At 67.0% G+C, this 26,552-nt stretch carries 14 protein-coding genes; 6 read left to right on the forward strand and 8 right to left on the reverse strand.

Going from position 1 to position 26,552, the window contains the following annotated elements; translation table 11 throughout:
• Positions 1-6: 6 nt before the first annotated feature.
• From pglZ to pglW, 4 genes are all read right to left on the reverse strand, one after another.
• Positions 7-2,703 (reverse strand): BREX-2 system phosphatase PglZ, encoded by a 2,697-nt coding sequence (gene pglZ / locus ACIG47_RS13275; RefSeq protein ID WP_397431284.1) that lies wholly within the window; start codon positions 2,701-2,703, stop codon positions 7-9.
• A complete protein-coding gene (locus ACIG47_RS13280; RefSeq protein ID WP_397431286.1) occupies positions 2,700-6,563 on the reverse strand; it encodes a DUF6079 family protein in 3,864 nt (1,287 codons plus the stop codon). Before ACIG47_RS13280 ends, pglZ begins: the two co-directional genes overlap by 4 nt.
• Before the next feature lie 70 nt (positions 6,564-6,633).
• Positions 6,634-10,296 carry a BREX-2 system adenine-specific DNA-methyltransferase PglX gene (pglX, locus tag ACIG47_RS13285; RefSeq protein ID WP_397431287.1) on the reverse strand — a complete coding sequence of 1,221 codons (3,663 nt, stop codon included), beginning with the start codon at positions 10,294-10,296 and terminating at the stop codon, positions 6,634-6,636.
• The gene (gene pglW / locus ACIG47_RS13290; protein WP_397431289.1) at positions 10,293-14,459 is read right to left on the reverse strand and encodes a BREX system serine/threonine kinase PglW; all 4,167 of its coding nucleotides are present in this window, start codon (positions 14,457-14,459) and stop codon (positions 10,293-10,295) included. Before pglW ends, pglX begins: the two co-directional genes overlap by 4 nt.
• 933 nt (positions 14,460-15,392) lie before the next feature.
• On the opposite strand from pglW, the gene ACIG47_RS13295 reads away from it, so the two are divergent.
• From ACIG47_RS13295 to ACIG47_RS13305, 3 genes are all read left to right on the forward strand, one after another.
• Positions 15,393-16,112: a hypothetical protein gene (locus ACIG47_RS13295; protein ID WP_397431291.1), complete on the forward strand. Its 720-nt coding sequence runs from the start codon at positions 15,393-15,395 to the stop codon at positions 16,110-16,112.
• The gene (locus tag ACIG47_RS13300) at positions 16,105-17,271 is read left to right on the forward strand and encodes a helix-turn-helix domain-containing protein (protein WP_397431292.1); all 1,167 of its coding nucleotides are present in this window, start codon (positions 16,105-16,107) and stop codon (positions 17,269-17,271) included. The genes ACIG47_RS13295 and ACIG47_RS13300 overlap by 8 nt, the downstream gene beginning before the upstream one ends.
• A gap of 120 nt (positions 17,272-17,391) precedes the next feature.
• Complete coding sequence (locus tag ACIG47_RS13305; protein ID WP_397431294.1) at positions 17,392-18,300, forward strand: hypothetical protein; 909 nt, start codon at positions 17,392-17,394, stop codon at positions 18,298-18,300.
• Between the two features lie 609 nt (positions 18,301-18,909).
• On the opposite strand, the gene ACIG47_RS13310 is transcribed toward ACIG47_RS13305, so the two are convergent.
• Both ACIG47_RS13310 and ACIG47_RS13315 read right to left on the reverse strand, forming a co-directional pair.
• Positions 18,910-19,263, reverse strand: a complete 354-nt coding sequence (locus ACIG47_RS13310; RefSeq protein WP_397431295.1) for a hypothetical protein — start codon at positions 19,261-19,263, stop codon at positions 18,910-18,912.
• 414 nt (positions 19,264-19,677) lie between these two features.
• Entirely contained in the window at positions 19,678-20,340 is a 663-nt protein-coding gene (locus ACIG47_RS13315) for a hypothetical protein (RefSeq protein WP_397431297.1), read from the reverse strand.
• Positions 20,341-20,757: 417 nt separating this feature from the next.
• Between ACIG47_RS13315 and ACIG47_RS13320 the strand changes: the two genes are divergently transcribed.
• Positions 20,758-21,276: a hypothetical protein gene (locus ACIG47_RS13320; RefSeq protein WP_397431299.1), complete on the forward strand. Its 519-nt coding sequence runs from the start codon at positions 20,758-20,760 to the stop codon at positions 21,274-21,276.
• A gap of 1,114 nt (positions 21,277-22,390) precedes the next feature.
• A complete protein-coding gene (locus tag ACIG47_RS13325) occupies positions 22,391-23,353 on the forward strand; it encodes a hypothetical protein (RefSeq protein ID WP_397431301.1) in 963 nt (320 codons plus the stop codon).
• Positions 23,354-23,692: 339 nt separating this feature from the next.
• Here the strand turns inward: ACIG47_RS13325 and ACIG47_RS13330 are convergent, their stop codons facing one another.
• Complete coding sequence (locus ACIG47_RS13330; RefSeq protein ID WP_397431302.1) at positions 23,693-24,430, reverse strand: hypothetical protein; 738 nt, start codon at positions 24,428-24,430, stop codon at positions 23,693-23,695.
• A gap of 632 nt (positions 24,431-25,062) precedes the next feature.
• Between ACIG47_RS13330 and ACIG47_RS13335 the strand changes: the two genes are divergently transcribed.
• Positions 25,063-25,536, forward strand: a complete 474-nt coding sequence (locus ACIG47_RS13335; RefSeq protein ID WP_397431304.1) for a hypothetical protein — start codon at positions 25,063-25,065, stop codon at positions 25,534-25,536.
• 183 nt (positions 25,537-25,719) lie between these two features.
• Here ACIG47_RS13335 and ACIG47_RS13340 read toward each other — a convergent pair whose 3' ends face one another.
• Entirely contained in the window at positions 25,720-26,484 is a 765-nt protein-coding gene (locus ACIG47_RS13340; RefSeq protein WP_397431306.1) for a DUF4839 domain-containing protein, read from the reverse strand.
• Positions 26,485-26,552 lie beyond the last annotated feature (68 nt).

The raw sequence follows: 26,552 nt of genomic DNA on the forward strand, positions 1-26,552 counted from the left end.
CTACCATCATGCGACGCCGAACTGCTCCTTGAGCAGGTCAAGGTCCAGACGGAGAGTCGCACCGTCGGTATCGACCGAGAGGATGTCGTAGCCCTCGACGTTCAGCACCCGCTTGACGACGGCAAGGCCCTGCCCGATCGCCGTGGACGACATCCCGGCCGCCGAGGCCACAGTGTCCTGGTGCGCTCGCCCGTCGCGTTCCACCAGGGTCCGCAGCACGGACTCGATCGGGGCCGTCGCGGCAGCGCGTCCGCCCAGACGCAGCTGGTCGGCGTACACACTCGACGCCAGTACGCGTGCCACCAGGTCGTCAGCCTTCGCGACCGGAGCTGCGTCGATCTCGAACAGCGCAGGTCCGACGGCGACGTCGGCCGTCGGCTTGCGCCGCGATTTCCTCACGGGCGCCGCCGGAACCTGTGCCGCGTCCGGCCTGACGGCGGGGTCGTTCCACCAGGTCGGCGTCTGCGGAGGCGCCGCCTCCCACCCGGCCGGTGCGGTCTGCGCGAGCGACCGCTGGTAGACGAGCACGGGCACGGTGATCTCGGCCAGCGACGCGCCCCCGTGGTAACCGGCCTTCGCCGGGCCGTAGCGACGATCCTCCCTCCACAGCAAGACCACCTGACCGGACTCGGCAGCGACTCGAGCCCCGGACACCAGCACCTCGCTGTCGCCCGCCTCACCCGACGACGCCGGCCGCCACCGCGCTTCCCCACCAGGAACTGCGGGGCGCATCTCGGTCGAGCGTTCGACGACGTGGCCGTGGTCCGACGTCACCACCACCGCCCGCCCGGCGATCGATGCCGCGTTCAGCAGGGCGCGCAGCGGTTCGAGGTCCGCCATGGACCACGGGCGGGACGAGGTGTCGTTCTTGTGCGTCGCATCGTCGATCGCATTGATCACGACCCCGACCACGGACACGGACGGGTCCTTGATCGCCGAGACAACATCGTCGGCCAGCTGATTGCCGCCCCGAGCCCGCAGCTCACCCTTGTGGAAGAGGCGCGCACCGGGGAAGGCCACAGCCAGGCCCGTCTTCTCGGTCGAGGAGTCGCCCACCCGGATCTCGCCGCAGAGCAGGCTCGTGCGAGATACCCCGGTCACTGTGGGCAACGCCGCGGCGACGGCGAGCCGACGTCTCGTGGCCGAGGGCACCCACTCGACGAGTCCCGACCGGCCCACCTCTCCAGCCAGGTCGACGGCGACAGACGCGCTCATCCCGTCCAGGACCACGAGCAGCACCCCGCCCTGGGCCCGCCACGGGTCAACGACGGTTCGCAGCACGTGCTCGATCCCCAGCGCCGGCCCGTCGAGCAAGTCGGCCAACGTCCGCATCACCGCGGACTCGCCCAGGCGCGTGGCGGCCGCCTGGTCCCGAGACCCACGCCGGAGCCGTACCTTCTCGATGAGCCGTCCGTACGCGGCGCCCACCTCGGGATCCGACGAACCTCTCCACAGCACGCCGAGCGCCGCATCGACCCATGCGCCGTCGTCGATCTGTCGTTGGAGATCCGCTCCCAGGCTGACGGGCGCGCTCTCCGGCGTGGCGAGCCACCGGGACAGGCGCACGGCCATGCGCGGCGCGAGGTCCTGCCCGCTCAGACCCGCCTCACGGTGATCGAGGACGGCGACCAGCGCGTCCTCCACGTCGCCGCTTCCTCCCGCGGCGGCGGCGTCCAAGGCTGTGGCGAGCGACCGTAGCCTGGCCACGAACCCTGGTCGCAGAATCGCTGACCGCCGCGCGCCAGCGGGCCAGCCCAGGTTGTCGCGCAACAGCGCCTCGGCCTGGTCGAGAACCACGCCCAGCCGACCCTCGGGGTCGTTCTCCCGGGACAGGCGCAGCACGGCGGACACGGCAGCGTCTGCAATCTCTCGTGCCTGCACCGGTGTCAGGGTCCGGCCGCCCACGTACCGCTCGGTGAGCCGGGTGCGTGCCGCGACCTGTTCCTCGGTGAGGTCCGCGACCGACCCCGGCTGCGGCCACAACACGTCGATCGCCAGCCCGAGTGCGAGCGGCTTGACCAGGCCGCCGGGCCGCGCCGTGGTGCGCAGCGCGAATCCGGCCGAGGTCCCGTACTGGTCATCCGCCCATTCGATCAGGTGCTTCTGCAGCTGGGGGTCCACACCGGCCCACGGGGACCTCGAGCCGTTGCTCAGCACGGTCAGCAGCACCACACCATCGAGATCGGTGCTGTCCAGTCCCAGTAGGTGCGCCAGCAGGCCGCCCACGGCGTGCTCGGCAGTCACCGCCACGTCCGTCGTCGGCGTCCACCCGCCCGCCGGCTCGTAGTCGAGCAGCGCTGTGGCGGCCCACTCCAGGCGTCGCAGGTCCCGGCTGACCTCCCGGGCACCACCGAACAGCGCCGGGACACTCCCCCACTCATCCGGCTCCTCGATGCGCTGGCCATAGGCACGCGCGAGCACCGTGTCGGTGAGGTCGGTCCTCGGCCGGTCGGTCAGCACCACCAGGTACTCGTCGGGCGCCTGGCCCGCGTAGGCGTCCAGGATTGCCAGCTGCGAGATGCCCTCGACGACTCGTACCCGGTGTCCGTCGACGACCAGGTCACCACCATGCCAGCGCGGCTGCGCCCGCAGCACCAGGACACGGCAGTCCCTCCCCCTGGCCACCAGCTCAGCGGCGCGGGAACGCACGAGGGCTTCCGAGACCGCGACCGTGCGCGGTGTCTCGGTGGTCGGGCTGGTCACTCCCACCTCCAGCTCACCCGCAGCGACTTGCCCTCGACCGGGTTCGCGAGCTCGTCAGTGATCCGCTGCCCGATCGCCTGGACCTCCGCCACCTTCGACACGAGCTGGCTCTTCTCGGCCAGCCTCGCACGCTTGCGCTCGTCCTGCTCCAGCCGGATCTGGTCGAGCTCTTCGAGCCGGCGAGCGATCTCCGCCTCCCGCGCCTCCTGCTCGCGCTTCTGCGCGTCGAGCCGCTCGCGCTCGCGCCGCAGCTCCTCCTCACGGGCCGTTCGTTCCGCGGCAGCACGGCGCTCGGCCTCCTCCCGGGCCCGTCGTGCCTCGTCGTCGCGCCGGCGGAGCAGGTCCTCCTCGCGGCGACGCTGCTCCTGGTCGTGACGACGACGCTCGACCTCAGCGGGATCGACGGCGACCACCTCGAGGGCCTCGCTCGACGCCGCGTCCAGGGCCGGCTTGAGCGGCGCGTGCAGCTCCGTCTGGTGCGCTGCCTCGCGCAGCGCGGTCAGCGCACGGACGGCGCGGTCGCCGTTTAGCGTGGGCAGCCGGTCGATGAGGAGCCAGTTCGCGCCGCGCAGCGCGGCGACGACATCCCCTGCTCCGGCGACGGCTCGACCGACGGCCTGCGACTCAGCCGGCAGGTCGAACTGCGCCAGGGCCTCGATCCGTGCCACGGCGTTGTCGGCCGTCGCGATGACGGAGACCAGGTCCCGGCCTCGCGTCACGGACTGCCAGCGCGGCGAGGTCTCGTCCAGCCCGAGCACCTCACGGTGCGCGGCCAGCTCGGTGGCAGCATCTGACGTCGTGCTCAGCGCGGGACGCGCCTTGGTCAGCAGGGCGTCGCTCAGGCGACCGACCGCGGCCGTCGACAGGTGGTACTCGTCGGCGCCGACACCGAACAGCGACTTGGCCCGGGTGAGGGCGACCTGCCACTCCTCGTCGGAGGGAAGCACCGGCTCGCGCAGCAGCATCTCAGGTGCCAGCGCACCGATGGTCGGCTCCGGTGTCCGAGCCTCGGCCCGGTACCACTCCCGGTCCTCGATCTTGGCCCAGACCAGCACCAGCAGATCCATCACGTCGCGGGTCAACCCTCGCTCCGCAAGGACCCCGCGGAGCGCCCCGACGGTCACGTCCCCGGCCGCCGCAGCGCGGGTGAACTCGTCGTAGAGCGCGAAGTCCTGTGCTCCCAGCGCGTACGCAGTCTCGCGCAGCGTCCCCACGCCGTAGGCCATGACGATGCGGCGCACCCTGGCATTCGTCGACCGGTCCAGGTCCGCGAGCCGGCCACCGGCGTCCACGGCCCGCCGGGCCAGGTCGAGCACAGCTATCAGCTCGGGCCGGCGCACCTCCTCGGCGCCACGTTCGACCTCGGGGTGCTTCGGGTACCGGACGGCCAACCCCGCCCCCAGCACCCCGACGACCGCGTCCCGCAGCGTCGCCGCCGACGGCTGCGTCGGCGTGAACCCGTCGGCCAGCGTGATGTAGTTCGTCCCGGCGAGCCGCGTACCGAGGTTCTCGTCGTTCGCCGACGAGTCGACCCCGTACGCCTGCCGCAGTAGCGCTCCCAGCTGGCTGCGCAGCGAGTCCCGCTGGCTCGTCAGCAGCCGGCGCGCTGGCTCGCGGTCGTTGACCGGCAGGTTCACCGAGTACTGATCGAACCGGTCACCCGTGAGCAGGTACTCCAGCTGGACCAGCTTGCCGACGTCGTCCATCCGCTGGGCGGTCAGGAAGTGCGGCACCCAGATGACGGTGTCCGAGACGACGCCGTCCTGCTTGAGGTCGTAGATCCGCGCCGCGTCGTCGGACGGGCCGCGACCCTCCTCGTCGTCGAACGGGTAGTCGACCACGAGCTTCCACCGGCCGTCCGACGCCTTCAGCGCCTCGACCGGCATCGCGGCCCGGTCGCGGACGTTGCCGAAGGCGACGTCGACCGTGCGCTTCTGGCCGCGCCACACGTGATCGAGCGTGTACTCGCCCGCGTAGGAGCCGGTGGCGACGGCACCGATCTCCGCCACGAGGGTGTCGCGGATGAGCCTGCGCCGGTTGGGGTGGGAGTCCTCCTGGGTGACGTGGGCGAGGATCGTGTCGAAGTCGACGCCCGTCAGCTGCAAGCTGATCACCGGGTCTGCCGTGGAGCCGACGGTGATCTCCGAGAACTTGCCCTGCCACTCCGTGGCCAGGGTCGCCACCTGCCCGGAGACGTTGCCGCCGAACATCGACACCACGGACCCGAAGTTCAGCGCCGCCAGCTTGGACGCGGTCAAGTCCTTCAACGACGTCGCGCCCGGTGCGATGGCCGCCACCAGCAGCGTCTTGGCCAGGCGGTCCTCACGGCGCATCGCGTGGTTACGGTCCAGCGCAGGGGCCTCGGCGTCGGTGACCTTGTGCTTCTGCAGCAGGTAGGGGCGCATCTTGCCGCGGTAGAACGACGCGGCGGCCTCGAAGATCTTCACCATGTCGTCCGTGAGCGGCTTCGCGTCGCCGAACACAACGACGTCGAACAGGTCACCCACCGGGATCACGTCACCCACGGTGAGCTCGTCCCGCCCTCGGTAGAGCAGCTCGCTCATGATCTTCAGTGCCGTGCGCTCACGCTGCATGATGGCCGACAAGGCGACCATCGCGTCGACCAGGGCGGGCGAGAACGGGTACACCTTCTCGAAGTCCACCGCTCCGGAACCCGCGGAGTCCGTGAGCAGGTGCTTCCAGTCCGTCGAGTTCGCCCGCACCCGCGCCACGGCCGTAGCCAGCGCGTCCTTGCCGTCCGTGGATGACGGCACCAGCAGACGCCTGTTCACGATCTCCGGCAGGTCCGCGGCGGCGAGGGTGATCTTGTCGAACCGGTCCTCCCACCACTGGAACGAGTCCTCCAGCGCCACCTGCTCGGCACCGACGTTCCCGCCGCCGAGGAACTCCTTGAGCGCCCGCTGCCGCGCGACGAACGACACCATCGGGATCGCCATCTGCCCCGACCCGGTCTCGACCAGCTTGGCGACCTTCGACGTCTCGTTCTGGATGAACGCCGAGTCCCGCAGATGGTTCGCCAGCCACAGCACCAGCTCGTCCAGGAACAGCACGAGGCCGTCGTAGCCCAGGCCCTTGGCGTGCGCGGTCATGACCCGCAGTCCCTGGTCGATCGGCAACCACGCCGATGTGGACGTGTACGCCGGGAAGTATGTCTCGACCAGCTTGGCCGCCACGGCCTGCCGGTCACGCTCGCTCGCTGACCCGTCCGTCGCGGCGTCCAGATCGGCCGCCGTCAGGCCGCCGTCGCCCATGCTGCCCAGCACCGGGTCGAGCTCGCCGTCGAACTGCGCGAAGAACGGCCCGTCACCCATCTTGGCCCGCAGCTCCTGCGCGTTGCGGAACAACAGGTCGCTCTGGTGCAGCACCGGCGCCGCGGCCTCCGGGTGCTTGTCCTTGACCGTGTTGAGGTACCCCTGGAACAGAGCGCCCTCGAACGACTCGGCACCGATCAGGTGGTAGTCGACCGCGAGGAACTTCCGGGACAGCACCTCCGTGTACTCCGAGACGACCGCCTGCAGGCCGGGTAGCGCTCGCGCCCCCGCGTTGCCCGTCAGCAGCAGGTGCATCACCGCCATGTAGTGCGACTTACCGGCACCGAACGAGCCATGGATGAACGCGCCCTTGGCGTTGCCCCGTGCCAGAGCCGACTTCACCAGTTTCAGGCCCTCGCCGAACGCCTCGGCGATCTTCTCCGTGACGACGTAGTCCTTGAGGGTCTGCTCCGCGGCGGGCACGCCCTCGTGGATCCGCATGACGAAGTCGTCGTCGTGGACGGCCTCGGGCACGTGGATCGCGTCACGAAGCATCATTGCCAGCGCGCCAGGTGTGGAGGTGCTCATCGGTACAGGCTTCCGTCCTTCATCGTCACTCGTCCGTCGGGCACACGGCAGCCGCGAACCTGCCGGCCGCTCATGACCGCTTCCTACCCCGGCCTGCGGCGGGCGGGCGCCAGTCGTTCACATCGTCGCGTGTCTTCTGCAGCTGCGCGAGGAGCTGGTTGATCTGCCCCGTCACCGCGTCCGCCGCGCTCGACCCGAACTCCGGCTCCAGGTCCGTGTGCCACTGGTGCAACCAGGGCTCCAGCTCTACCAAGCCCGCGACCATCGGGACGAGCGCCTCGTTCGACGCGCCCAGCGACTGCTGGTTCATGATCTCCCGCACCAGCGCGACCGCCTGGTCACGATGGTTCCACCCGGCCCAGCCCAGTACCGGGCTCGTGTCGCCCTCACGCCCGACACCCGGGTACAGCACGAACCGCTCCTTCGGTACGTCGAGCTTGCCGCGTGCCTTCCAGTACCCGACCTTCTGGAAGTCCGGCGTCGAGTACTTCGGCGGCACGGGGATCGTGACACTCTCCCCTGCGTCCTCACGACGCTGGAGATCCCACACCTTCTGCCACTCCCGGTACTTCTCCAAGCCCGACGGCTTGTACCGGTAGGCGGCCAGGTACGGCACCGCCTCGGCGGGCGCCAGGGTTCCCAGCACGGCGGCGAGGTCCGGCTCGGCCGTACCGGTCAGCGCCCGCGCGAGCCCGAGCAGGATCTGGTCGTTCCGGAGCAGGTCCGCAAGCTGTGCGACCGACCGGGTGGCCGGTCCCTGCGCGTCATGCCACAAGTCGGCCGACTCCAGCCGGTCAAGGATCGCCGACTCAAGTGCCTCTCGGACCTGCTTGTCCCACGGGGTGGTTGCCCAGCGCCGCTTGTACTCCGGACGCTCCAGCAGACCGATGCTGCGATCGGACTCCATCACGTCCAGACGACGCTGCACGACGGCGCGATAGTCTTCCGGCCACTCCGGAGGCACTTCGGTCGTCTCTGTGAAGCGGTGGTTCCAGTGGGAAAACCACGTCGTGTCACTGGCGCCCGCAGCCAGTTCTCGCGCCAGCGCAATCGCGAAAGCACGCTCCGACGACGTGATCGCAACCGGCGGACCGCCGTAAGTCAAATCCTGGTCGATCACCCCGTAAAGGCGGTAGACCTCCCAATCCAGTTCCTCCTGCTCGAAGATCATCTGCTCTCGTAGCGATTTCAACCGAGCATGAGCCTCCTCGAGCTCAGGCGCAAGGCTCAGCTCCACGCCGCCCTTTGCATCAGCGACGGCTGTCGCGATGACCGCGGCCGGAGCCACGCGCGTCATCTCCTGCGCGAGACCATCGAGGGCCCGAGCACGTTTCAGAGGAAGAATGGCAGGGAGTGGAAACTCTTCGAGCTTGGTTCCTGTGAACTCGTAGCGGTGCTCCCATGGTTCATCGGCACCCGCACCGTCAGCACTTGGGCGGCCCTTGTTGTGGCTGACCTGCTTGAGCCAGAAGCACGCTGTCGAGCTGTTCAGCACCCCAAGCAGCTCCAGATACTGCTCCTCTGTCGCCTTTGCCGACAGCTGCAGGAAAGATGCCTCTCGGTTGAATACGCGGCCTTCATTGCGGTCAATAGCGAAATGGCAATGAGTAGCAACCCTTGGGTACGTAATACTCCACGGGCCAACGCGATCAAGCGAGACCTGGTGCCACTCCCACCAGGGTCGCCCCTCTTCTCTATAAGACATCTTCGAGAACGTAGCGCGCGCCCAAAGTTGGGTCCGCATCGGCCACATCCAGGCAAACATACCCTGGTGCTTGGCGATCCGTTCGAGCCCCTCAGACCCGTATGGAAAAATTGCGGAATCTCGCGCATCAATTCGAAAATCGCGAACGTTGTCACCCGTAACAAAAGCCTTCACCATCTCTGGTTCGACGCCGCGCCGCGCGAGCGTCGGTCCAGGCGCCAAGAACACACCGTCGGAGTTTGTTTGACCGGTGTACCCCAAGGTGCGCACAACATCTGCAAGGTTCCGTGCGCCCGCCTCCCCAATGCTTTGCCAGGTCTCTGCGGCACCACCACCGCTTAGGGACCACGGGAACGTCAACAGCGCCTTGCGGTCGAGGTCGGCCACGCCAACGAACGTGCCTTCGAAGCCTGGGATGTCGATGTGCTGGACGATCTCGGTCCAGACCAGGCCCTCAGAGGGAACCTTCGGCTGACCAGGTTCGCCTCGAACGCCCAGCACGGCGCGAACGGTGTCGGCATGCGCCCGGCGTCGTCGTCCGACAAGGATTACCGTGGGCGTCCCGTGTCCGGGGATGTACGCACCGGAGGTGTCAATGACGTGAGTGAGGTCGACGGGGTTGTCGACGTGGTATCCGGCGAACAACTCTTCGATGACCTTCTTGCCAAACTCGCGCTTCATGAAGGAGTTGGACGTAATCTGGCCGACGTGACCCGCGCCCCGTCCCTGTTCGCCGCGGACGGACAGCCGGAAGAACAACTCCATGAACGGAACAGACAATGCATATGTTCCTGCAGCGGTGGTGTAGGCCTCACGGTAGATCTGGTTGAGGGTCTTGTCCTTGACCGTGATGTACGGCGGGTTCCCAACGACCACGTGGTACTGCCCGGGCGTGAGGATGCCGGTGTACTCGCTGAGATCTTCGGACCCGTACTCGTAGCCGGTGTCTTCGCCCGACGCCTCGTCCAGGGTGTAATCCAGTCCGAGGTCAAGAGCGCCGTCGTCGAACAGCTGGTTCGGCGCGCCGCCCTGCTCGCCCAGGAGCGAGTCGCCGATCGCGAGGTGGAACCCCAACTCCGGTACTCCGACCAGCGACTTCTCCCCTGCTGCAATCAGGCCCGCGACCGTGAGTCGGAACCGGGCGATGGCGACCGCGAACGGGTTGAGGTCGACGCCGTGGATGGAGTCCATGGCCTTACGGACCCGCTGCTTCGGGTCCATACCGGGCGCTTCGGCGGCCCATTCCTGGTTGATCCGTTCGAACGCGCCAAGGAGGAAGTGGCCGGACCCGCAGGTGGGGTCGATGAGCTTGAGCCCGTCGATCCCGAACTCGTTGATCGCCGGGGTCAGTGTGCGGTCGAGGATGAACTCCTCGACGAAAACCGGAGTCTGGAGCAGGGCGTAGGTCTTCTTCGCGTGCTCGGACAAGTCCTGGTAGAGGTCGCCGAGAAAGCGGGTGCCCAGGTCGGGGTCTGTGAAATCGTGGATCAGGGTGCCGTCGTCCTCGGTACGACGCCAGAAGTCGAGCAGGGCCTTGGCGCCCTCGGCGCTGATCTCGGCGGTCCAGACGGGGTTGTGCTTCGGGTCGACGAGCGCGGCGCCGGCAGGCTGCGCGGCCAGAACGCGGAAAGCCCGCTGGAGCCAGTCGCGATCGTGGTGGCTGGTGTTCATGCGGAAGTACGCGGTCTGGTTCTCCCGCGCCCTGGCGGTGCGATCGCCCGGGCCCGCGATCCAGCCCACCGGAACGGGCTGGCCGTCGAGCGTCGCGCCCACGAGCAGGTCGTTGTCCTCGCAGAACCTCACGAACGTCGTCGCGATGATCCAGGCGACCGCAGCCTGGTCCACCTCGTTGTCGCGCCAGGCGGTCCAGGTCAGTCCCGTTCGCTCGCGTCGCAGTGCCTCCGCGTGCTCGCGCTGGAGCGCGGCGCCCCACGGCGTCGTCGGGTCGTCGGCGCGCTCCTTGAGGTCAGCCTGCAGCGCCTTGAGCTGGGCCTTGAGATCGGTGAGGAGGGCGGAAGAGTTGATCATGCACGGTCTCCGGTCAAGGTGCTGCGTGGTGCGGCGGGGGCGATATCCCGCAGGAACTCGCCGGGAAGGTCAATCCAGCCGCTGGGGCCGAGCGGCACCGACCGGCCTTCCAGCAGCGGAGCGTGGGCGTCGCCGGGCTTGGCGACGAGAAGCCAGCGGGCTCCGGGGCGTCGGGTCCCCGTGTCGAGCAGGGTCGCGAGCAGCGGCGTCAGCCCGTAGCGGACCAGCGGGCCGGCGTTGGTGATCAGCAGCGGGCGGTCCGTGTCGATCCGGTCGGCCCATGCGGGCTCGACGGACCGCTGGACCGCACCCCGCAAGCCCTTCCATTGCTTGCTGTCACGGTCCATGGCGTCGTACCCGAGCAGGCCCGACCACTGCCCGCCGGCCTGCTCGATCTGGACCTTCGTCGCGGCGACGACCAGCTCGGCGACGTCAAGCACGTCGATGTCGAACCCCGCCGCCAGCGCGCGGGTGGCGCCGGTGTACCGCTTGGGCGGCACGGCCAGGGTCAGCGCGGCGTGGCGGTCGAGGGACTCGGTGAGCTTGCGGGCGATCTCGGCGGCCGGCGTCGGGGCGAACTGCGTCGTGGACAGGGTGCCGGTCGAGTACATGGCGCTGCTCTTGGGCTCGTACACGCCGTTGTGGTTGACCAGGTCCGGGTAGAGGTCGCGCATGAGCGCGTCCAGTGCAGCAGTGCTGGACGGCAGCGGCTGGGTCAGGTGCGGGAAGCGCGCGCTGAGCGTGCGACGGACCGCAGTCTGGCTGATGGAGCGGCCGGGCTTCCCACGCATCGCGTGCTCCAGCGCGGTGCGTACGGGGAGCTCCTTCGAGTAGAGCTCGTGGAAGCCCGAGACGGCCGCTGTCTGGCTCGCCGCGGCGGCCAGGCGCAGCAGGCGCGCGTCGGGCACGTGCCACTGGCCGGACACACCGAGGTCATCGACCACTCCCCGCAGGGCCGCAAGGGCCGTGCTCGCCGGGACGACACCTCCGGCGGCAAGATCGTCGGCCTCGCTGCCCAGCTCACTGGCGAGGTCGGTCAGCAAGTCCGCGGACGGGTGCGACTCAGCGGCCGCGTCGTCCGTGAAGGCCTCGCTCAGCGCCAGCAGGTCCGCCTTCGACCCGGCGCGGCGGCGCAGCACCAGCGACGGCGTGACATCGCGGGCATCGAACTCAACGATGGCGCGCACCAGGGCGGTGCCGTAGGTGGTCCGTGCGGCACCGTCGAGCGCCGAACCGCGCACCGTGACGAGGGCGGCGACCGCCTCCGGCACCGTCATGACGCGCGACGCGCCCTCGAGCAGACCCGTCAGCTCGTCACGAGACGCGACGAACGGCGGGTAGGTCGACCAGGCCGACGCGGCATCGTCCATCAGTGCTGTCACCCGCTCGCGAGTGGTCTGCAGGTCCGCGGCGACTTCGGCCGCCGTTGGCCACGGGGCGCCGTCGCCGAGCCCGAGCAGGCTGCGTGCCATCGGTGCTCCGGAAGTGGGCAGCAGGTCCAGGAGGTTCGTCACGATGCGGTCGGCGCCGAGGGAGGCCTCCTGCCCTGCAACGGTGTCGACAGGTCGCAGCGCGGAGCGCCACTGACCGACGCGGGCCTGGATCTCCTTGCGGTAGGTCTCGCCCAGGCCCCGGATGCCGTTGATCTTGACCGGGTGGACGCCAAGCAGGTCGGCGACCGTAACGACGCCGTCGAGCCGCCGCAGGGCCGACAGCGCCTGCGCCGAGAGCCCTGAATCCTCCAAAGGCGTCTCGAGGGTGGCCGCCGCGGCGAGCTCGTCGTCCTTCAGCCGTGCGTCGGCGTCCAGGGCGAGGCTCGCGAACGCGTGCGTCCACGCGCGCAGCAGGTCCTCGACGTTGCTGTACCGATCCTTCACGTTCGGGGCGAGGGCCTTGCGGAACAGCTCCGTCAGGGCCGGCGCGACGGCGGGGTCGAACGCCGAAGGTTCCACCACCGGCTTGTCCGTCGAATGGGCGGGGGTACTGGCGCCCTTGGGCCACCAGGGCAGTACTCCGGTGGCCATCTCGAACAAGGTGACCGAGACTGCCCATAGCTCGGCTGCACGGTCATACCGGGTGCGGCGCCCCTTGCCCAGGTAGGGGTCGATGTACCCGGTGGTGCCGGACTCGATGTTCTCCAGCGGCTCGCGGGCGAGCGAGAGGTCGAACAGCGTCAGGTGCGGCTTGCGGTACTTCGGGTCCGGGGCGATGCCGAGGTTCGCGGGCTTGATGTCCCGGTGGAAGATGCCCTTGACGTCCACCAGGTAGGCCATCGCCTCCAGCAGGTCGGTGCCCCAGCGCTGCAGCTGCTCCAGGGTCGACTGGCCCTCCTTGACCAGGCGGGTCGCGAGAGTCTCCTTGCCGGCGTCGGACATCAGTAGCGTGCGCCGGCCGCCGATCTCCAGCGTCTCGGTGAGTCGCACGATGCGCGGGTGGTCCAGGCCCGCGAGAACCTCGGCCTCGACGTCGAGCCGCCGTCCGGCCGCATCGTCCCGCGCGATCTTGAGGATGAGCTCCCTGTCGTCTCTGGTGGCGTCGTCCAGGACGGCGAACGCGACGCCGGAGGAGCCTTCGCCGCGCTTGCCCGCGACGAGGAAGCGGCCGCCTACTATGTCGCCGGTCTGTGCGTCGAGCGGATCCTCGATCTGGGCCGCCGGAGCCTGCTCGTCCGGGCGGCGGACCTCGTCCCACGCCATGCGCACCAGGTCCAGGGCATCCTCGACCGTCGGCGGGCGCTCGGCCTCGTCGACGTCCGTGAGTTCGCCGATCACCTCGGCCAGCGAGTCCGGCACGCCCGCGACCACAGCTCGAGGGTCGAACCGGCCCGCCTGCTGCTGCAGCTCCTGGACCTCGGCGACCGACGTCGCCGGAGCTCGTCCCGTGAGGATGAGGAAGGAGAGCGCGCCGTAGCCGAAGACATCGAGCGGTGCACCGGGAACGTCCGTGACCGCCTGTCGCGCCTCGGGCGCGAGCCAGAGCAGATCCTCGTGGCCCGCGAGCCCGACTAGGTCGGAGGCGCCTCGACTCACCGAGGTCCAGCTCGTCGCGGCCCCCGACTCGCGGTCCTTCTGGGCGGAGTACCAATCACGGACCTCCAGCCGAGGCCCATCGGCCGACGGCCTGACCCAGACCCGCTGCGGCGACAACGCACGGTGGAACAGGTGGCGGTGGTGCGCGAAGCGCAGGATGTCTCCGAGCTGCTCGATCAGGGCGACGCGGTCGTCGATGGTCAGCGTGGCGCCGTCGTCGGCGAGGAACACGTCCAGCGGCCGCTCGTCGTCCTGGTAGTCGAACACCAGCGCCGGGCCGTCGTCGGTCACGAGGAACTGTCGCGGGACAGCGATGCCCTCGTGGCGGATGCCGAACGTGAGCTGGTACTCCCGGCGGGCAAGCTGTTCGATGCGCCCGCGCTCCGACGCCGACGCCTTGGGCGGCACGTCGTACAGGCGCAACCGGTGCTTGATCTTCGGCAGGTTCGGGTCCGTGACCACGACGTCCTGCCAGTCGACACCCTCCGCGACCGGGTCGGACTCGACCACTGCCAGGTCGCCGACCATCCGCGTCTTCGGGGTCGGCCGGAAGTCTGCCTTTTCGCACAGGACCCGGACCAGGTGAGCCCGCTGCGGGTCGATGGCGTCGCGGGGGTTCTGCGGAGGCGTGGCGAGGAACTCGCTCAGTCGCTGCAGGGGCGGCGTGGACTTGACCTGGTAGCCGTCCAGCTTGATCACGCCTGCCCGGCCAGACTGGTCGACGGCGAACGTCGAGCCCTGACCGTGCATGACGACCAGGGCGTTCACCCACGGCACGTTGCGCGCCTGCTGAGACGTCGCGTAGGACTTCAGCACCGATGCCAGCCGCTTGCCCTTGCTGTCGGTGACGATGAACGGGTTCGTGTGCGTCTTGCGCCGCTGGTACCACCGCTGAGAGGAACCGGTGATCGTGCCGTGCCAGCCCTTGAGCTCGACACAGAAGAATCCGACGGGGGTCAGCAGCAGGACGTCGACCTCGGCCGTGCGGTTGTTCGTGTCGATGAAAGTCAGGTTGACCCACGCCGTCGTGCGGCCGTCGTCGGGCAGCACCTCGCGGAAGGCCTCCAGGGCATCCGCCTCCTCGGGCGTCGCGGGCGGACCCATGACCTTCCAGTGGGGAGAATCGGCCTTCATCGCTGGATCAAGGCTCCGGGTGCGCGGCGCTGCCTGAGGGGAAACACGGGCCCAGCATAGTTCGCGGGTCAGGCAACGGGCCTGGTAAAAGGGTGCGGAGTGGGTGAGGTTTGCTCAGTCACCGACCACGGTCGGTCTGCTGGCGGGGCGAGCCGACCGTGCTACTGGATGAGATCGCAGACGACGGTCTCGACGGGCTCGCCCGTGCGCATGGCGAAGCCTGGTTTCGTACCAGCCAGAGCGAGGGCGATGCCGTGTAATAAGTGCGTCCGCGATGGCAGGTGCAGAGCGTCGAGCAACGCAACGCGGCGGCCCTTGACGGGACTCCCACGCTGGACATCAAGCCTTGATTCGCTGAGATGGGACCGCGTGGTGAGATCCACCCGCCTCCGCGGGTCTCCGAGATGCTCGGTGACTACCACAAGAGGCAGTCAGCCCTTGGTCCTGAGGTCGCACAGCTGGCCGGCTTCGCGTTGGCCCTTCGCCGCAAGAGCCACGGCCGACCGAGCTCTTCAGTCACTCGGTCCCGCAGCCATGGTCCTGGAAACGGAAACGACTGGCCGGCATCCGTTGACGGAGCGTGCTTTCTCGGTCGACGGTGCGCTTCATCTGGCTGTCCACGCTCTCACGGTGTAAACCGTGGAAGGTGTCCTGAACTGCACAGACGCTCCCTGCTGATACACCCGTGGGCATGCCACGGGCATTCGAGGTTCATGTGCGGATGCATGGCCTCAGACTCCCACGCGAACGCGTCGCGTTGCCAGCAGCGCCTGTGTGCCACCCAGATCCAGGACCGCCGCGCTAGACATCACACCGGACACGTGTGGCCGGCCGAGATGTGCCGCCTGACAGTTCGGCTTTAGCTTGACGAACTCGCGCACAAAACTAAAGCGGCGTGCTATGTTCTACACACAACAGTGAAGGGAGTCGACTGTGGCAGTTGACGAGGGGCGCGCATGGGCACTGCGGACGCTGGGCGCTGATGGCGTGCTGGTCCGGGAGAAGATCCCGGAGATCATCCAGGACTGCCACGAGAAGCTGGCTAACGCCCAGGCGGCGGCCGAGATGAATCACTCCGGCCCGTACGGGTACATCTGGCGCCGATGCCTGGACCAGTTCGTTGCAGTACTCGGCAGGCTTCCCTCAGCAGAGCTGATCACGGTAGGGCGCCACAAGCTCGTGGCGTTCAACGGCGTAGTCCTGTTCCCGTGGCGCTACGCGAAGGACCGGGCGGCAGAAGCCAGCACCCGCCCATTCGCGGTCTCGGACTCCCGTGTCTCTCTCTTCACGCAACGGCACCCCGACCCCCAGGACCGGCTTCCGATCGAGTTCGACCACCCCGAACTGAGCGCCGAGGAACACGCATTGCTCGACGAGGAGTCGCAGACCCTCGCCGAGACCCTGGAGCAGCACCGCGTCGTCGTCGTTCCCTACGCGAGCAACCCCTCCGCTTTGCACAGCATCGAGTGGGGCGAGGCAACACTGGGGTCCGACGGATACCTGACATTCGAGTCCCTCGAGTCCCTGCTCACCTTGGGCAGCGGCTCGCTGGTCGAGGTTGAGCCGACGAACGACGGGTTCTCCGACGGGCCCATCCCTCGACCGCAGCTGGGAGTGAAGCAGGAGGACCAGACCGGAGAAACGCATGCGTGACAAGAACACCTCGCTCACGCTCTTCGCGTCCTCCCGCGATCTGGACCTCGAGACGGTCGCGGGAGCGTTCGATCCAGCACGCCTGACCCAAGCACGAGCAGCGGCCGGCCTTTCGAAGGCCAAACTCGCATCTCTGGTCGGCGTGACACCAGCAGCGATCGGCCAGTACGAGTCCCAGGTCGCCAAGCCGCGGCGCGACCTGCTGCCTGCGTTGGCCCGTGAGCTTCACGTGCCGGTGGACTATTTCGCCACTGGGAGACCGATCGGGCGTGTCGATGGGTCTCAAGCCCATTTCCGCAGCCTGCGCTCCACGACCGCGCGCGACAGGTCGAAGGCGATCTCGTTCATCGAGCAGGTCTGGGAACTGACGTTCGCGCTGGAGAAGAAGGTTCAGTTTCCCGACGTCGACCTGCCCACGATCGATCGAGAGCGGACCGATCCAGTGTCAGCCGCGCAGCAACTGCGAGCCCACTGGGGCCTCGGCCACAAGCCCGTGAAGCACCTGGTTGCTCGCGCGGAGTCGCATGGGATCGTCGTGTCCCTGCTGACGATGGCGAATCAAGACGTGGCCCGTGTGGGCGCCTTCTCCACATCGCACCTGGCCCGCCCGGTCATCATCATCACGCCCGAACGGGCCAGGTCAGTGTTCGTCTACCGGTTCACCGTCGCCCACGAGATTGGGCACATCCTTCTCCACGGCGAAGCAGCTCCCGGTGACCAACAGCAGGAACGCGAGGCGGACCAGTTCGCTGCCGAGTTCCTGACCCCGCACTCCCAGATCGTCAACCTGCTGCCACGCACGGTGAACCTCGCCCGCCTGGATGAGCTCTCCCGACACTGGGGTGTCTCGGTCGACTCGCTCCTGCTCCGCATGAAGGAGGCCGGCACGGTCTCCGAGGCGTCGATCCGTCGTGGCTACCAGAAGCTGAATCAGCTACGAAGCACAGGCTTGGTGACGCTCGAACCAGTCAGCGCCTATCCCGGAGAGACGCCATCGATGCTGAGCGAAGCAGCGCGTTTGGCCGACACCACTGGATTCACAGAGGTCGACCTTGCCCACCAGCTGCGCTGGCATCCCTCTCGCGTCCGAGAAGTCCTAGGAACGGAAGACACGAGGCCGGTCCTGCGATTGCTCGACGGCGGCGCCAGTCCACGCTGAGGCTTACCACGAAACCCTCGGTGCTGGCAGTTGATTGAGGACGTCCGGCCCGCACTGGACAACAGCGCCCAGGGCCGCCTCCGCGGCACGGCGTGACTGAAGCACATTGGAGGATGGGTAGTGGCTTCTGTACCAGCCACGGTCGGAACGGTCGGGGCCGAGGTGATGTACCCCGCATACCGGGACTACATCGAGACTCGAACCACGGTGAACTCGGCGATGATGGCACTCGTCGCCGGCTCACAGATCGCGAGCCACTCGCTCCAGTTGGTCCAGGGCTCGACACGACCCCTGGCGGAGCTGTTTCCCGCCGTGCCGCACATCGGACGGTTCAACCTGCGGAGCGACCAGGCGCGCGACGTATTGAACAGCGCAGAGCACCACCTCGCGTCCGTGGCGCTGCCGTACGCACTTTCAACTCACGAGGACTTCGTGATGGCAAGTATCGAGACGCTCAAGGCTGAGGGAGTCTCGCTTGTCCATAGTGGGGCACCTCTGAAGAAGCCGATCAAGGCCTGGAACATGCACCCTGTGCTGTTCGAGTCCGCCGACCACACGCCGGCGCCTCACCTGCTCGAGGTGTTTAACCTGGTCCGCGAAATGCGCAACTGCACTGCCCACAATGGTGGCCGGGCGGACGAGAAGTTGCTCAACTACATCGACAGCGCGAGCCAGCCGGCCCTCGAGCTCTGGACCAAGCTCGCCAGGCAGCGCCCCACCGATTCTGTGGTCAACGGACGCGTCGTGCTGACTGCCGAGCACGTGATCACGGCTTTTGCGATCACCAAACGACTCGGGCGGGAGATCAATCGTGCGCTCGCCGGAGGCTTGTCGACGAGCATGTGGGCCACGACCGCTACGGAGGACTTCGCGCTGAGCACGACGAAAGTAAAGAACTCGTCGGCATGGCGACGCGCGCTTGTGGGCTACACCCGCCGCTACTACCAGGCGCTTGGTCTGGCCGAAGCCGATCTAGAGTCTGCTGCACGCGCTACCGGACACTGGACGCGGCAGAGCTGGACCGACTGAGGGACACACGGTCAAAGAAGTGCGGTGACCCGACTCGGATAATTCGGGTCGGGCCACCGCTTCAACAAATCAGACCGTCACTCCAGCATCAGTGCCAGTGCAAGAGCAACTTGCCAAGAGGAGGGGTGGGGCTCTTCCTGTTGAGCTACATCCGCCTTACGGCGGAGCCGGGACTCGAACCCGGGTCTCCGTTCCTTTTGTGAAAATCCTGGTCGCGAACCAATGGGAGCAAACTCCAGATTTCCGTGATAGCCACTATAGCACACCTTATCGACGAGCGAGTCATGGCAGGCACGGGCATGTTAGCCGCCGGACGGTCAGACCTCTTCCCGATGGTGGGCCAGGGTGGCAACTACGCCAAGATGAGAAGTAGCACTCCGGGACTTGTCATCAGCAGGCTCAGGACTGGGTCCACCCAGATCATTTGGACGAGTCCGCCGAAGGTCCATATGCCACCAACGACCACTCCGGCCGCGCCAACGACCATCACCGCAAGGCCAGGCAGTCCGAGCAGAAGCCCGTGGCAGCATGCTGCCACGGGTGGTACTGAGCGCCATGAGTCCGTACCAAGCGCCGACTGCCCAAGCCACAGTTGCCGCCACAGGGACGTCACTTCCAAACATGGAAGGTGAGGAACGCCCAGGGGTCTGTCCCAGGAGGACTCGGGAACGGCGCGAACGCCTCCTCCATCCAGTCGGCCAGGGCGCAAGCGCCATCGGACGGCGGAAGATGGGCCGGCCGGGGCGTGCTGTCGTCGTCATTCCTCGCGGCGACAAAGCCATCCACTTCGAGCCGGTCGACAAGCGTCTCCACGTTCCAGCGGGCCCGCGAGGCCATCTCCCGGGCCACGGCGTGCGCGTCCTCGCGGTGCCGTGCGTCGAACACCGACAGCTCCAGTGCACGCAGATCCCGCCACACCTCGTCGCGCTCCCCGGCCTGATACCGGGCAAAATGACTGGTCACGAGCACATCCTGGCAGACAGCTCCGATCAACAGCCGCCAGTTGCGGGCCGCCTCTCGGCCTCCTGATCGACACTGGCCTCGCTGGAGGTGTTCCGGTCCCGCGCGTCCGCGCTTGGGAGCTCTGCCTACGGCGCCGCCGAGGTGCAAGTGCTGCTGGGTGGCCTAACGCTGGCGACTTCGGTGTCCGGGTGCGGGCCTGGCAGCGTCTGATATTTCAGTACCTTCGATATTCCTCGGCGCAGCTGCGGGTGGTAGTCATTCCTCGAGGATCTGGTGGGCTCGCTATCCCGCTGGACCGACGCCTCGTAGTCTCCGGTAGCGCGTCCCCGCAACCACACAACGGTCGAGCTCGGCACTGATCCGGGGGCAGCGCAGCTCCTGACGGCTGCGCACCAACCTCCACCGACACCCGCCCTACCGCCTGGTCAAACGGGCCCACGCTCGCCGGGGCATGCTGATCATCACGCGGACCCTCCGAGCTGGCGCCACGATCGCGGCGGGTTCCGCTGCTTGCTGGTACGCCATCAGCATCGCGCCGCGCTGCAACGTCACCGTAACCGACGCCAGCTCCCCCTTCGGCTCGCCAGCCATGCGGTATCTCAGGTGCAGGCTCGTGCCGCTTGTTTGCCTGTGCGCGCGGCGGAGCGCACCCTTCGATGTCCGGACCCAGGTTCGGCCCGCCGCGTCGTCAAACTCGACGACAGCGACGCTGCTCGGGCTCGCCACACCAGTCATGCTGAAGTCCAGACCAACGTCGGCCGGTATGAGGTCGACGTCGCGCGTCTCGTTCTCAAACGAGCCGAGCGCGACGACGCGCACGGCGCTGATCAGCTGGTCGGATTCGTTGCGGACCGTGAGAAAAGGCTCCCCCGAGCGCGGGGATCGGCGTACCAGTGTGACCCGGTCCGCCTGCGCGCGCTCCCGCTCCTCCTGTAGCGCACGCTGCTCCCGGACGGCTCTCAGCCCGAGCCATGCGGCAAGGCCCGCTGCGGCGATGGTGCCGATCGCGCTCAGCCACGTACCGACCAAGTCCCCGATGAGGTACCAGGTCGGATCAGCAGTCTCAGCGAGCGTCATGCGCAGAGCTGCTCGCGTCCAAGGTCTCGGTCATGGTCAGCACGCTATCCGACCAGCAGGCCCAGCGCCGGGAGCACGGCTGGCGAGCGCTCCCCGAGCGCATCCCGTGCTAGACACCCGCTGGAGTGCGGGTGAGTGCTGCTGGTGCGAGCACCAGTGTTGTGAGCCGAGCGCTACGTGGGCGTCTCCGGTGAATCCTGCAGCTCGCGGCACGATTCCTCCTCACCGAAGCGACTACATCGCTGACGACCCAAGCGGCGGCAGACAACGGCGCGCCCAACAGTGCCGGAATGTCGTCCATGTATCACCCGCGACACCTTGCACCTGCGTCGCAGCATCACCAGCAGCCGCAAGATCACTCGCCGCACGCGACCATCCATCGACAAGTCGGTGCGGCGATCCCACCGGGAGCCCTCCGTGACCAACGCACTCATCTGGGATACTACGAGCATGGCATGGGAGTGGGTCGGACCAGCCGCGACAGCGTTCGTTGGCGTGTGCGGTATCGCGGCAACGGTGATCACTCAACAGGCAGGACGTCAGCACGCCTTGCTGATGGCCCGTGATGCGATGACTCAGGATCGACGCAAAGTTGCCTATGAACGCATCCTCCTTACGGCGCTCAGGACAACTGAGTTCGTGGAATATGCGGACGTTATCTGGTCGCGCGAGGGCCAGCCGCCCGACGTTGACCATGAGAACTACGACATGTGGATCCTGGCCGATCTCTACACCACACCCGGGTTCCGGATCGCTTACGACGAGTGGCAGGAAAGCGTCGGGCATGCGAGAGTAATCGGCGATGAGGGCGATCCTTCAAAAAGCGTTTGGGACCAAGGCGGAGACCTTCCGGCTCGCTATAGGAGAGCGTGCACGGAAATGAGATCGAAATACGAAAAGCTTGTAGCTGTTGCTCGGGCAGAGTTGGCAGGCTGATCGGTTGACGTCGAGTCATGTGGTGGGCCATGGCTCGCCTCAAATGCATGGACAACGACGAATCCCAACCTCTGATGGCGAACTGACTGCTCGAGCGCTCGGCGTTCGACGAGCAGCAGCCGGCAGTCTCACACCCCGAAGTTGCCCTACCTGTAGACGCGCTCGTGAACTTCATGAGAGCGACGCCTATCAATCAGGCATTCACCTGCGGGCGGATGCTCTTGCCGACGTGTGGCTCCTTCCCCTCTACGCGCACCGGTTCAGGAGCCGCGACAGGGGGATCCTCAACCGGCCGCGAGGAGCAGCTCGCCGAGCTGGATGCGGCGCCTTCCGGGTTGCTGGCTACTCGCCGGTCAGACCGAGGCGGGACTCGGTGCTGATGGCCAAGTCTCGCGAGCCGGCCGAGCCGCAGCGCGAGGCCGCAACGCCAGGTCCTTATCGGTGGCGCTCAGCCCGTCGGCGAGCTCCGGCGCGCGGGCCGAGCGAATCGGCTCACAGCGGATGTAGATAGAGTGCTGGACGCAAGGAAAGTCGACCCTGCCCGAGCGCGGAAATATGACGGAGCGCGGCTCGTCAGCAGGCGGCTCGGCCGTCGAGACGCACAGCGCCAGCTCGGAGCGGGTCGCTGTCCCGGCCTGGAAGCGACGCCACTCGTCCGCTCCCCGGTCATGGAAGCCCGATGCCCTCAATGGCGGAGACAACGCTACTGGTGTCGTCACCGACCCACCGCGGCTCCAGGCCCAGGTCCGCCCAAGCGATGTCCTCCGCCGCGATCCGCGGTCGGGGATCGCGGCGCTCCCGGTCTCAACTAGCCTGGATCTGTTCCCGCTCATCCCACCGCGCTGGTGGGAACGTACCGACATGCACCTCAAGGAGATCCTGCACGGTCCGAGCCTACGACCGCACACCGACATCTCCCGCTAGACATGAGCGGAGTCAACCTGGGGCGGCGCGCCATGCTGCGCCGCCGGGTCGATACCGACGGAGGCAGGCGCCTTCTTGTCATGCCCGCCGTCGGCAGAGGCCGGCGCCGATCGGGCGACGTGGGGTCGAAGAGGTGGGAAGCCAAGCCGAGGTCCTTGCCCACACTTCATATGTGGGCCAGTATCGACCTGTGCCCACAGCTCACCTAGTACGACGAAATATCTCGGCCCTTTGGCTCGCCCCGACGATTGCGATTTCGCTCCTTGTCGGCGCTTACCTCGCTATCACATTGGTAACAGCAAACTTGGCCGCATGGGGACAATGGCTGCGCGACTTCGCACAGAGCCCGGGCGCCGCGGCATTCGCGGCCCTGACCGCAGCGGTCATTGCGTACTCAGGAATTTCCAGGCAGATCAAAGTGTCGCGGGAGTCGCTCGCACATCAGAAGGATGCCGCAAAGACTGACGCGTGGTGGGCCATGTTCGAGTGGGTGTCCGATCGAGCAATTCCTCCTCGAAAAGAGGATGAGCCGTTGCCAACCACCGTCACAATCAGCACCCTTGAGCGCCTTTCTGAAGTTGCGACCTCGGGAGTTCAAAAAGCCGCTTGCGCTGGTGTCATCGATGCTCTCACGAAGAACATCGGCTCCCGTACGACCGAACCTCCCCTGGACCCCGACACCACCTCACCCGAGCCTGACGACACGACGCTCGCGGCTCTCGATTCTTACGTTGAATCCAACCGCGGAACACCCGCAGCCTCGATGCTGGCGGAATCTTTCATCTACGAGGACAAGGTTATCAAGTCACTTGCCTCTCTGACTGCGGCCGACCCAACACTGAATAACCTCCAACTTCAGCCTGCCGACGCAGGTGCCGACGCCGTCGTCGACGTCGATGGCCGGCAGGTACTCATCCAAATCAAGACTGCACGCAACCCCCAGTATGTCGGTGGCATGGTCTTCGAGACCATCCGTAAATTTCGAACACGTGGTTCGAGCACTGATGGATATCTGGTGATAACCCCGTTCCCGTCACCCCTGCGCCCGGATCAGGAGGCTGAGCTGCGAGCCGTGGCTGCACAATGGCAAGCACCCACCGACAACGCATCGCTTCAGGCGGCACTTCACCGTGCGAGTGCATTGAACTCATGAGGCATTGTTGCTCGATCGGCGACTACGCCGTTGGATAGCCGGTCACGCGAGGCAGCCGGACGCTGTTGATCTCGGTGTCCGGACGAACACCTGGCAGCGTCCGATATTCAACACCGTTGGTATTCCAGCTCCGGGACGCGGTCCGCCAGCCGGTCCTCGTGGCTGGGGCTGGTACCCGCGTGGCATCTACCACCTGCCAGATCTGACCACCTGCGGCCGGCCGCGGCCGAGCTACATCGAGCGTCGCGATCGGTGATCGTACCCCGCGAGTGCCGCGATGCCCGGCCAGCAGCCGAAGGTGAGCACTCCTGCGCGGAGCGTAGGCTGTCCTGAGCTCGACTAGGCTCTTTCCTGCGACTGGCTGATCACGTACCGGTGCAGGTGATCGGCGCGTACGACTCGCAACAGGGCTACCTTGCCGGTGAGGGTGCCGCCTGCCCAGCTGCCTTGTCGTTCCCCGCCGAGCACGACAAATCCCGCCGAGGTCAAGTCGTCCAGGGCTGCGTGAACCGACCGCTTGGCGTCGCGCATCGCGCGGAAACCGTGCGAGACCACATCGGGCCCGATCTCGCCCCAGTCAACGAAGGCTTGTAGGGCGTCATCCACCAGATCGGCTTCGGCGTCGGTTAGGTCCGCATCCTCGTCCGCTCCGCAGTCGTACCCGTACGCCTTGAACATCAGGTCCCATATCTCCGCCCCGGACACCATCACGACCGCTCGCGTGTGGCTCGAGTCGTCGCCGGCCGGACCTGGGTGCAGCCGGTTCGTCACCCAGCGCTCGTGGCTCCGCTTGAGGTTCTCAAGCAACTCGACCGTGTAGCGGGTCGGCTGAGCGTCCACCTGCGTGTGGTCGTTGGCGCACAGCAGGAGCAGGTTCGAGTAGCCGTCGCGGGCCTCAGGGTCGAGCGGTGCGTACCGTGGCCCACCTGGTGACCGCGCGACGATGTGTGCTTCCTCGCCGATCAATGCGCCGGGCAGCCCGTCCACGTCGTCGCGAACAAGCTCTTTCCGGCACAGCGCGCAGCGATTCCCAGATCTGGCCCATAGCCGCTTGCGCGTCTCGCTGGTGATCGACACGTTGCGATTGTCTCGTGGGCCAGCGCGTCCCGTCACGAAGGAGCCCAGATGAAGGTGGTGAGTCCGACTCGTCCATAACGTGAAGCAGTCCAGTACCCGGCGGTACCGCGCGTGGTGTTGCGCGACCGCGTCAACTCCACCCACCGAGTCGTTGAAGTCCACTGAGGCGCTGAGGGTTGCTAGGTTCCGCGTTCGAGGGTGCCACGTTGATGGAGCAACACTGTTGCCATAGGGCGGAAAGGAGCACGTCGGCTATCCGCGTCCGGTACCACGCTCTGTGACCTCAGGTGCCCCGTGCGCCCCCTGTCAGCCAATACGGCGCCGACGAGCCCGTGACGTGAGGCAGCTCGACGCAGCTGACCGCCGTATCCGGATGTGCACCTGGCACCGCCTGGGATTCGAAGCCCGGAGAGGCTTCTCGTCGACAGACGCGGAGTCGCCTCGCTGGAATCTCAGCCTCGTGCCGAGGTGACCTCGCCACTAACCTGAGCGCCATGCGCAGAAAGTCGCGGCGGTCCCGTCCGACTGGCCCGAGCCCCTCGGCGGAAGCAAACACGTCAGCACCAGGCTATGAGGCACTAGAGAAACAGCTTGACCGCGCAGTGGAGACTTTTCGATTCCTGACTCAAGTCATGGTGTCGTCGTGGTCGATCCTCGTGGCCGGAGACCTGCTGCTCATCGGCTACGGCATCGAAACACGCTCGGCGGGGCTCGTTGCCAGTGGCGCGGTTCTCGTTGCCGTCGCTTGTATCGGGACGGGGATCATAAGCAGGAACCTCGTGCCGGTCGCGTACAGCGCATATGTCAGCGAGCGTGCGCTTCGCTTCAGTTCTCGCGACGGCCTCGTCCAGATCTTCGGAGGCGCCAACTCAGCGAGGCTGTTACCGGAGTTCGAAAAGATCCGTGTCGCCGACGCCGAGCCCTCGTACGCGCTACGCCAGCTGATGCGGCCAGGGCAGCGCCTTGGTCGCGGGCTCCTGTCGATCTTCATCGCCGCGTTCCTAGCACAAGTCAGCCTCGCGTTGGTGCTCTACTTGCATTTCGATTTTCCGGTCTTCGACGAGGCAGACCCCGTGGTCTTCAGCACGCCGACGCCTACACACTGAAGCATCCCTCGCTCAGTGGAGGCAGTCGTCGTGAGCAGTCGTCGCATGACGGACAAGCGCCATACCCCCGAAGCGAAGTACTTCTCGGTGTGAAGGGCGGTACCGATCCGTCTCCACTCCCCGCCCACAACTTCACCGCCCCGGTTCTCACGCGGGCCGGGAACCTCAGGTGTTGGGACGGCTCTATCGGGCTTCCGTAGAGACGGGTTCGAGGAGGAAGAGGCACTGGACCGGGTTGAACTCGCCGACCTCGGCGATGAGATGGAGGCGGTCGCCCGCACCTACGTAATCAGGCTTATTCGCCCCAGTGAGACGTAGGTCAAGGAAGTTGACGTCTTCGAACTTGAAGGCCGGCCCGAACCCCGTCTCTGGGCCTTTGTCTCCTGGACCCAACAGGATGTCGTAGCGAGTGTCGTAGCTGCCGTGATTGACCATGTCCGCGATGGATCCGTCGAACTCGATCGTCTCGCCCGCGTACTTGTTCGCGAATCGTGCGATCGACTCGTCGCAGGTGTCGCCCACGCTCAGCAGCGCCGCGAACTCCTTGTTGTTCACGATCGTCAGGACCTGGTCGGCGTCAGTCTGACCGGCGTCGGGCGAAGCCGACGCGGACGTGCTCGGTTCCGGCGTCCCGGAGGGCGATTCGCTCGCCAGGACCGTCTTCTCGCTCGTGCGCATGGTCAACTCTGACACGCCACCGTCGTCCTCCAGTGCGATGCCGATACCGATGACGACGGCAAGCAGCGCGAGGACGCCACCAGCCACGGCAAGTGGAACCCACGGCAACTTCGGCTTCGGGCGGCGAAAACTCAGCGTCGTGCGCAACGTCCCCTGGTTCTGGTCGACAAGCGCCCAACCAGATTTCTGCCACTTCGCGATCGACCGGGCCTCGGTGCCACGGATCGCGTGCACGGTCTTGAACTCATACAGCACGTCTTCGTCGGCCATGCGGCTCCCAGCACCCTCACCACTCGGACTCATCGCTCGCGAACTCCTCGCGAGCCTATTCGTCTGTA

The sequence above is a fragment of the Promicromonospora sp. NPDC052451 genome, from assembly GCF_044547525.1.
GTDB lineage: Bacteria > Actinomycetota > Actinomycetes > Actinomycetales > Cellulomonadaceae > Promicromonospora.

Coding starts and splice junctions, on each gene's coding strand:
- ACIG47_RS13280 (WP_397431286.1), bottom strand. CDS start 6,563: ATGAGCACCTCCACACCTGGCGCGCTGGCAATGATGCTTCGTGACGCG.
- pglX (WP_397431287.1), bottom strand. CDS start 10,296: ATGATCAACTCTTCCGCCCTCCTCACCGATCTCAAGGCCCAGCTCAAG.
- pglW (WP_397431289.1), bottom strand. CDS start 14,459: ATGAAGGCCGATTCTCCCCACTGGAAGGTCATGGGTCCGCCCGCGACG.
- ACIG47_RS13300 (WP_397431292.1), top strand. CDS start 16,105: ATGCGTGACAAGAACACCTCGCTCACGCTCTTCGCGTCCTCCCGCGAT.
- ACIG47_RS13315 (WP_397431297.1), bottom strand. CDS start 20,340: ATGACGCTCGCTGAGACTGCTGATCCGACCTGGTACCTCATCGGGGAC.
- ACIG47_RS13335 (WP_397431304.1), top strand. CDS start 25,063: ATGGTGTCGTCGTGGTCGATCCTCGTGGCCGGAGACCTGCTGCTCATC.
- ACIG47_RS13340 (WP_397431306.1), bottom strand. CDS start 26,484: ATGGCCGACGAAGACGTGCTGTATGAGTTCAAGACCGTGCACGCGATC.